Below are 7,204 nucleotides of genomic sequence, written 5' to 3'. Positions count from 1 at the left end.
CCGCTGCGATTCGTTCTGATTGGCCACGTCGAGATTGATCTGCGCCTTGATGTCGGCCGGCGTCACGGGCGACGGCGTCACGAGGTCACGAATGGTCCCGACACGTTTGCCGGCGAGATCGAACACCATGATCTCGTATGTCTCACCGGTTCCGATGTATCCGTGCCGAGATCCAATGGCCACGATGGCTTCCTTCCCGAACGGCAACGGTCGAGTGCCGCTCACCTGACCACCTGCAACCGTTCCCCACCGTTCCGATCCCGGAAACTCGGCAAAGGAGACGCCCGACTGTTGCGACGCACCGGCATACCAGAACGGGACGTTCGTGCGAAAAACACCGGCCTTCATGTGTCGGTGATCTTCCCAGCCGTATTGCAGAAACCGCTGCGCCGAGTTGCAGGACGACCTGTACGGCGGTCCGCCAACGACCGGAGCAGCGAAACGAAATTCGCGTTTGTAATGCAAATCGATCGAGAACACGCTCACGCGATGGCCGTTCTCGATATCGAGCGCATAAATGGTGTCGCCGCAACGATTAAGGGCAGCCAGATACACCATCTCACCGGGACCGGAGCCTTTCCGTCCGAAGCACTGGAGTTGTTTGCCGGCGGCCGAGAAGACGCGCAAGTTGAACTCGCCGCGATCTCCAATGAGTATGCGTCCGTCAGGCAATCGCGTTGCGCCGACGATCGCGTAAAACGTGGTGGACTCGTCGGCTTCGTTGCCACCGATCACCAGAGTGGGTGCAGTAGTCACGGCAATCGTGGCCTCGCGCGCGGAACCGGTGTTGTCGCGCTTCGCTTGCGCGCCAACTGAGCCCGCACCGAACAGGTGGCCCAGTACTGTGGCACCCACCATCAATTGCTTCGCCGCATGTGGTTGCATGGGCCTATTGTAGGGGTGGGGCATATGGTGTCAACAACGGGGTGTTTGGTTGCACCGAACGTTGAACGACGAACGGCGAACGGCAAACGGCGAACGGCGAACTCCTCAGGAAGCAGGGGGGAGGGTTTCAGGGGGCAGGAGGCAGGGACAACGCGCTGTTGCTGCTTCCTCCACCCTGACGCCCTCCCCCCTGCCCCCTAAGCAGTTGGCCGTTGACAACCTCTATCGCGTACCGACCCGCCTCTCTATCCACGCCAGCGGCCGCCGACGTACGTACGGATCTCCTTGGTGTCACCACCTTCGCGTAGCGCCACCACCCGTACCGGTCCCTGCTCGCAGCTGTTCTCCACGTCGTTACCGCCGTTCCACATACCGTCGAACTGTCCCGAGCGTCCGCCGTCGCGTGAGCGATACCAGCTAAGCCGTTGCCGCACACTCCCGTCCGCGCAGCGAACGTCATGCGCACCCGGCCATCGCGCACCGCATCGATGCGCGAGCCGAGTGACTGGGACCGCGCCGGCGTGACCGCGAGCGACGACGAGAGCACGAGCGTGGCAGCGAGTGCGATGCCCTGCGTCGAAGCGTTCATCGGTCGATGATCTCCTGCAACAGCGCGAGCGCACGCGGATCTTTCGTGCGCGAGAGCATGCTCACCGCCGACTTGCGCAGCTCGAGATTCTTTTCGTTCCGTGCCACATCGATCAGCTTCTCCACGCCGGCGTTCTCACGCAACGACGAGAGAGAGCTGAGCACCTGCCGACGGATCTCCACGTCCGGGCTCTTTTCGTAGATCGTGGTGAGCTGCGCGGCCGTTGTCGACAGGACCGCCGTCGCGTTGCCGGCGGCCGAGGAGGCACCAGTGCCAGTGAGCATACCCGTCACTCGCGCGCTCGCCCACATCGAGTTGTTGCCGATCACCGACACGGCCATGCGGCGGATATCCATCGACTCGCGTGGATTGGTGGCAATCACCACCAGGAACTCCCGCGACACATCGGTCCGACGCGCGGCGATCTGCTGCAAGACGCGCTCTTTGAGACGTGGTCGATCGGACTTTCCGTACATGTCCTTGAGAAACGCGAATCCTTCGTCACTCGCCTTGCCCGGTCCTGACGCGTACCACTGCAGCGCATCACTACGCAGGTCGTCCGGGGCGTTCTCGTCGAGCGCGATCTCACGCAACGTGGTGGCGGCGCGCGGCTGCTTCGACCGCGACAGCGCATACACCGCACGCTTGCGCAAATCGAGATCATCGCCACGACGCGCCAGGTCGATCAGCATGGTGGTCGCTTCTTCGGTCGGTACGTTGGCCATCCAGAACACGGCTTGTTCACGCACCTCCTTGTCGGGATCCGTCTTCGCGACGTTCATCAGGATCTCAGCGGCTTCGGGCTGCTTGCGTGACGCCACCAGCCAGACGGCGGTACGACGGAGTTGTTGCGTGCACGGTTCGCGACGGGCCAGCACTTTCCTGAGAATCGGCATCGCCTTGTCGGCGTCCATCTGCATCACGGCGTTCAGCGCATCGATGCGTTCGTCGTCGTTCTCGCGAGGACAGCCGTCGCGCGTGGTGCTTTCGGCGCGGCCCATGAGCGTCGTGGCCATGGCCTGATCGCCGCGGCGCGCCAGTACGCCTTCCATGCGAGCCCGGAGCGCCGAGGCGTCGCCACGCGTGGCGGCCTTCGGGAACTTCTGCGCCTGCGTCTCGAGGGTGGCGAGTGCTTCGCCCAGATTCTGGTCGCCGCCGAGACGCTGCAATGCAAACGCCTGCCAGTAGTAGGCGTCGGGCGTGTATGCACTGTTCGGATAGCGGCGCCAGATCTGATTGTACATGTCGGCGGCCTTGCGATAGGCATCGCCGGAGAGCGCCTTGCGGGCTTCACGGTACAGCGAGTCGGCCGGATCGGCCTGGGCCCACGGCTCCGGCGCTTCGGTGCGATAGCCCCGCGACCCCGACACAGACGACTCCGCGAAATTCATGACGCCGCTAACCGCGGCGAGAACGTTCATCTCGGTGAACCTCGCGAGCTCGGACAGCTCCGCGAACGGGGCGAGAGCGGCGACATTGGCGCGCATCGCGTCGCGATCAATACTCATCGCGATGCGCGCGGCATCGACACCGGCGCGCGCAGCATCGACGCCGACGCGCGCGGCCTCAGCCCCGACGCGCGCGGCACGCGAGACTTCGGCTCGCCACATCGGGTCGGCAAACACTCCCTCCATCGGCCACACTGACGGCGTGGGTGCTCGTGTCGGCCGGGGCGCCGGGGTGGGCGCAGGGGTGGCCGGGGTGCGGGAAGGACGAGGCAGACGCGGTGGTTCCTGTGCGGTCAGTGCGCCGACGCCGATCGAAAGCGCCAGAGTCACGCGGACCACGGTCGTGCGGACAATGCGGGACATCAGTCTCCTCCGTAAGTAAAGCCGTTGATCGATTCCTCGACGGGACGTGACGCCGTGACGACGGCGCGCACCCGCAGGAGGAGATTGGTTTCGCGAATGGTTTCCTTCGGTGCGCGCTGCGTCTCCGGCGCGGATTCGCGCGCCTGGATGATCTGTACGAGCACGAGTTCCAGATCCTGCAGCAAGCGGCGCGTGCGTTCGTCACGCAGTTGCGGTTCATCGATCAGCAGTCGCGTGGTACTGAGCAGATCACGCGCCCACGCCGATACATCGGCACCCGGCCCCATGGCTGGATCCTGATCGCGCACGGTGGTAAGCAGCGCTACCGTGCGGGCGAGATGCTCGCCCATCGCCACGCGTACCGGGTCGTTCGACGACGCCAGCTCGGCGAGGGCATCGGGTCCGAGCCCGGATCCGTGGACAGCACGATCGTTCACGGCCTGCGCGCTATCGGTTGCCGCGACCGTCGTCGGCGCGATCAACGTTGGCGCGGCGGGCAGGACATAGCGACCGATCGCCACGCCACCAACAAGTACCGCGGCAATGACTGCCACGCGCGTGAAGGGGAACGCGCGCTGCACGGTGCGTGATGCCGCGCCACGGTCACGGTTGATCCGCGCCCACATCATTTCGCGCGGAACCGCGACATCAGCGTCCAAGTCGTTCACCGCGTCGCGCGCCAGCTCGAGCATCCACGGCTCGAGTGGTGCATCAGGCCCATCGTCGCGACGGGAGTCACGTCGGTTGTCGTGTTGCTCCGGTCGATCAGTCATGCCAACTCCTTGCCAAGCTGTCGGGGGGCGAAAGCGGCCAGCGCCACCCGCAGTTTTTCTCGTGCACGGAAGAGCTGCGACTTACTGGTGCCGACGGCGACACCGAGCGCTTTGCCGATCTCCTCGTGCGTGAACCCTTCCACGTCGTGCATCACGAACACGGCGCGTGTGCCGGCGGGGAGGGCCTCGATGGCGGCCTTCAGGCGAACCTTGAGATCCGGTTCACTTTCCACCGATGTTTGCGCCACGGTCGTCGCCTCCTCGAGGGGCGCCGCGAACGCTTCGCGGCGTTTCCAGGAACGCAAACCGTTCAACGTGATCGAGACGGCGATCGTGTGCAGCCAGTTCGACAAGGCGGAGTCGCCGCGGAACTGCTCGATCCGGCTGAAGGCCCGGATGAAAGTGTCCTGCGTCCACTCCTGGGCGAGCTCGGGGCGTCCGCTCATTCGGAGAATGAGTCGGTACACGCGGTCCACGTGGCGGTCGTAGAACTCCCGTTCCGCCGTGTGGTCCTTCGCTCTGAGCCGGTCAAGCAGTTCCGTGTCAGTCATGGACACTGCCGCCGCCCACTGTCGTCGTCTCGATGCGCATGCATGTGCGCAGAGAAGACAGAGGGATGGTGAAAAGGGTTGCATTGGTTAGAACTGCCAACTGCTTAGGAAGCAGGAGGGAGGGTTTCAGGATGCAGGAGGCAGGGGACCACGCGCGGTTCACCTGCTCCCTGCCCCCTGAAACCCTCCTCCCTGCTTCCTAGGGAGTTTGTTGTTCCCAATTCGCCATACCCCCTACCCCACACTCCATACACCGCATTACCGCTCGTACCGCGGCACAGCAACCTGTTCACCGTGCACCAGCGGGATCGGCTCGGCCGCCCCGACCCCCAGGCTTTTCCCCTTGTCCGACATCACGCGAGTCAAAAACCGCTGCCCCTCGCCGATGCGCTCGACCTCGATCGCGATGGACTCGACGGCTTGGCCCATGGACTCGAGGCGATCGGTCACCTCCTTGGATACCGGCGCGACCACCGTTGCGCCGCGCTTCCAGATGCGACGGGCGTAGGCAACGGCCAAGGGCATCAGCACGAAGATCGTGAACACGATCGGGATCGCCACGATTTCGTCGGGGGTCCCAGTTCGCACTTCGCGAGGCTGCTCGGTGGCACCGGGAAGTGCGGCGGCCTGCGCCACGGCCGCATCGGCCGTCGCCAACTGCTGATCGATCGACGAAATGCGCCCGTCGATCTCCTTGATGCGCGCCTCGACGCCCGCCCGATCGGCAGCGTTGTCGGCGTTCCCGTCACTGCGCAATTCGTTGCGGAGCTCCTGCCGCTGCTCCTCGAGTCGCTCGAGCTGATTCCGCAGCTCACGACGCTGGGCGACCACGCCCTGATACACTGCGGTCGGCGCTCGGATGACCTGGCCAGTCGACAATTGCACCAACTCCGGTGCGGGCGGAGGAGTGGGCACTTTAGGCGGCGCGGCGACGGCGGGGATATCCTGCATGAGATCAACGATTGAGGTGCGTGCGCAACGTTCCGGGCGGGTTCAAACTCCCCCATCGGTCGTACGCCGCGCGCTCGTGCCGGTTTCAGCAACGGCGGCGTTCTGGCCAATCGGGCCAGCATTCCAACCTTGCCTCTCCGCACGCGGAGCGTAAGGTCAAGCGATGAGACGCCACCTGCCGCTTTTGAAACTCGTCGCCGTTGGCGCGGCTGCTGTCGCAAGCGTTGGCCTTGCGGCCTGCCGTCACGGTACCGCGACTATCGCGCCGGCGGGCGCGGCGAACACCGAGCCGTTGCGCGCGCTGCCGACGGCGCAGTCTCCGACGTTGCCGGATCGCCTCTCCGACAGCACATGGTGGTACATGGTGCGCGACATGTCGGAACCCGGCGGCTATTTCCGCTCCGAGAATTTCGTGTCGAACGAAATGGGACTGCAGCATGTGATCGCGCGCCTGCGCATCACGAGCCCACCGGGTGGCGTGTACGTGGGCGTGGGCCCTGAACAGAACTTCACGTACATCGCCGCACTGCAGCCGCGGGTGGCGTTCATCGTGGATATCCGCCGACAGAATCTATTGCAGCATCTGTGGTACAAAGCGGTGTTCGAACTCTCTCCCACCCGTTCGGACTTTCTGGCGCGCCTCTTCGCGCGTCCGCTGGTCGGGGCGGTCTCGCCCGATGCGACCGAGAGCGCCGACACGCTCCTGGCGCGGCTCGATCGTCGTCGTGCCGACTCTACGTATTTCCGCCGCACGTTCGTCGAGGTGCGCGATCATCTAGTGCACATGCACGGCTTCGCGATCGATTCGAGCGATCTCTCGACGCTGCGCTACGTGGACAGCGTGTTCTACAGCACCGGCCCGTCACTGAATTATTCGAGCGGCAGCACCGGAGGCTTTGGCGGTGGTCGCGGTTTCCGCGGTATGCCGACGTTCGCGATGATCGCCACAGCAACCGATCCCAGCGGTGCAAACCTTGGCTTTCTCGGCACCGACGCGTCGTATCAGATCGTGCGCGACATGCAGCGCCGCAATCTGATCGTACCGCTGGTGGGCAACTTCGCGGGGCCGCGCGCGCTGGCTTACGTGGGCCGTTGGTTGCGGGAGCGGGACGCGCGGGTGACCACCTTCTACACGAGCAACGTCGAGCAGTACCTGTTTCAACAGGGCGAAGAATGGAGCCGCTTCTACGCCAACGTGGCGGGGATGCCGTTGGATTCGACCGCCTTTTTTATCCGGTCGGTTACCAACAACCGCTTTGGGGGCCAGCCCTCCGGGTTCATGATGGGGCAGCTCACCAGCCCGATCGTATCGATGGTGCGGGACGCGGCCAGCGGGGCAATTTTTGCCTACGGCGACGTGATCGGTCGGTCGAAGTAGACATCAGTAGCGAGCAGTAGCGTCCCAACGTTTGGGGATGAGAACGGTGCAAGTGGTCGATTTGCTTGGGGAACGGCGTCGTTTTGTCTGGTCTCGACGTGAACGACGAGGCGCTGCATGGCGGTCTTTTGCGCGGAGGCGCCCGGGACCGTCCTGCACCGAAGAACCGCCACAACAGGATTGGTGGTTCGCCGCGCCTCGTCCGTCGGCACGATGTCCATTTCCATCATTTTGCTGTTCTTCGCGTCTCTTCGCGTACTTCGCGT

General features: G+C 64.4%; 8 protein-coding genes. 2 read left to right on the top strand and 6 right to left on the bottom strand.

Going from position 1 to position 7,204, the window contains the following annotated elements; all coding sequences use genetic code 11:
* The coding region (locus ACESNG_RS09670) for a 6-bladed beta-propeller (RefSeq protein ID WP_373068758.1) at window positions 1–885 on the bottom strand (885 nt) is incomplete at its 3' end.
* A gap of 245 nt (window positions 886–1,130) precedes the next feature.
* Window positions 1,131–1,319, bottom strand: a complete 189-nt coding sequence (locus tag ACESNG_RS09665) for a hypothetical protein (protein ID WP_373060692.1) — start codon at window positions 1,317–1,319, stop codon at window positions 1,131–1,133.
* Window positions 1,320–1,343: 24 nt separating this feature from the next.
* On the opposite strand from ACESNG_RS09665, the gene ACESNG_RS09660 reads away from it, so the two are divergent.
* Window positions 1,344–1,484: a hypothetical protein gene (locus ACESNG_RS09660; RefSeq protein ID WP_373060693.1), complete on the top strand. Its 141-nt coding sequence runs from the start codon at window positions 1,344–1,346 to the stop codon at window positions 1,482–1,484.
* On the opposite strand, the gene ACESNG_RS09655 is transcribed toward ACESNG_RS09660, so the two are convergent.
* The 4 genes from ACESNG_RS09655 to ACESNG_RS09640 form a co-directional block, all read right to left on the bottom strand.
* The gene (locus tag ACESNG_RS09655) at window positions 1,471–3,285 is read right to left on the bottom strand and encodes a HEAT repeat domain-containing protein (RefSeq protein ID WP_373068756.1); all 1,815 of its coding nucleotides are present in this window, start codon (window positions 3,283–3,285) and stop codon (window positions 1,471–1,473) included. The genes ACESNG_RS09660 and ACESNG_RS09655 overlap by 14 nt on opposite strands.
* Window positions 3,285–4,058 carry a hypothetical protein gene (locus tag ACESNG_RS09650; RefSeq protein WP_373059521.1) on the bottom strand — a complete coding sequence of 258 codons (774 nt, stop codon included), beginning with the start codon at window positions 4,056–4,058 and terminating at the stop codon, window positions 3,285–3,287. The genes ACESNG_RS09655 and ACESNG_RS09650 overlap by 1 nt, the downstream gene beginning before the upstream one ends.
* Window positions 4,055–4,609, bottom strand: coding sequence for an RNA polymerase sigma factor (locus ACESNG_RS09645; RefSeq protein WP_373068754.1), 555 nt, complete (start codon window positions 4,607–4,609; stop codon window positions 4,055–4,057). The genes ACESNG_RS09650 and ACESNG_RS09645 overlap by 4 nt, the downstream gene beginning before the upstream one ends.
* 258 nt (window positions 4,610–4,867) lie before the next feature.
* On the bottom strand, window positions 4,868–5,560 hold the full coding sequence (locus ACESNG_RS09640) for a hypothetical protein (RefSeq protein WP_373059525.1): 693 nt from the start codon (window positions 5,558–5,560) through the stop codon (window positions 4,868–4,870).
* Window positions 5,561–5,723: 163 nt separating this feature from the next.
* On the opposite strand from ACESNG_RS09640, the gene ACESNG_RS09635 reads away from it, so the two are divergent.
* A complete protein-coding gene (locus ACESNG_RS09635; RefSeq protein ID WP_373059527.1) occupies window positions 5,724–6,938 on the top strand; it encodes a hypothetical protein in 1,215 nt (404 codons plus the stop codon).
* Window positions 6,939–7,204 lie beyond the last annotated feature (266 nt).

The organism is Gemmatimonas sp. (assembly GCF_041689975.1).
Lineage (GTDB): Bacteria > Gemmatimonadota > Gemmatimonadetes > Gemmatimonadales > Gemmatimonadaceae > Gemmatimonas.
Note: the sequence above shows the minus strand (reverse complement) of the source record. Positions and strands in the feature narration are given on the sequence as shown.

Coding starts and splice junctions, on each gene's coding strand:
- ACESNG_RS09660 (WP_373060693.1), top strand. CDS start 1,344: ATGCGCACCCGGCCATCGCGCACCGCATCGATGCGCGAGCCGAGTGAC.
- ACESNG_RS09655 (WP_373068756.1), bottom strand. CDS start 3,285: ATGTCCCGCATTGTCCGCACGACCGTGGTCCGCGTGACTCTGGCGCTT.
- ACESNG_RS09650 (WP_373059521.1), bottom strand. CDS start 4,058: ATGACTGATCGACCGGAGCAACACGACAACCGACGTGACTCCCGTCGC.
- ACESNG_RS09645 (WP_373068754.1), bottom strand. CDS start 4,609: ATGACTGACACGGAACTGCTTGACCGGCTCAGAGCGAAGGACCACACG.
- ACESNG_RS09640 (WP_373059525.1), bottom strand. CDS start 5,560: ATGCAGGATATCCCCGCCGTCGCCGCGCCGCCTAAAGTGCCCACTCCT.
- ACESNG_RS09635 (WP_373059527.1), top strand. CDS start 5,724: ATGAGACGCCACCTGCCGCTTTTGAAACTCGTCGCCGTTGGCGCGGCT.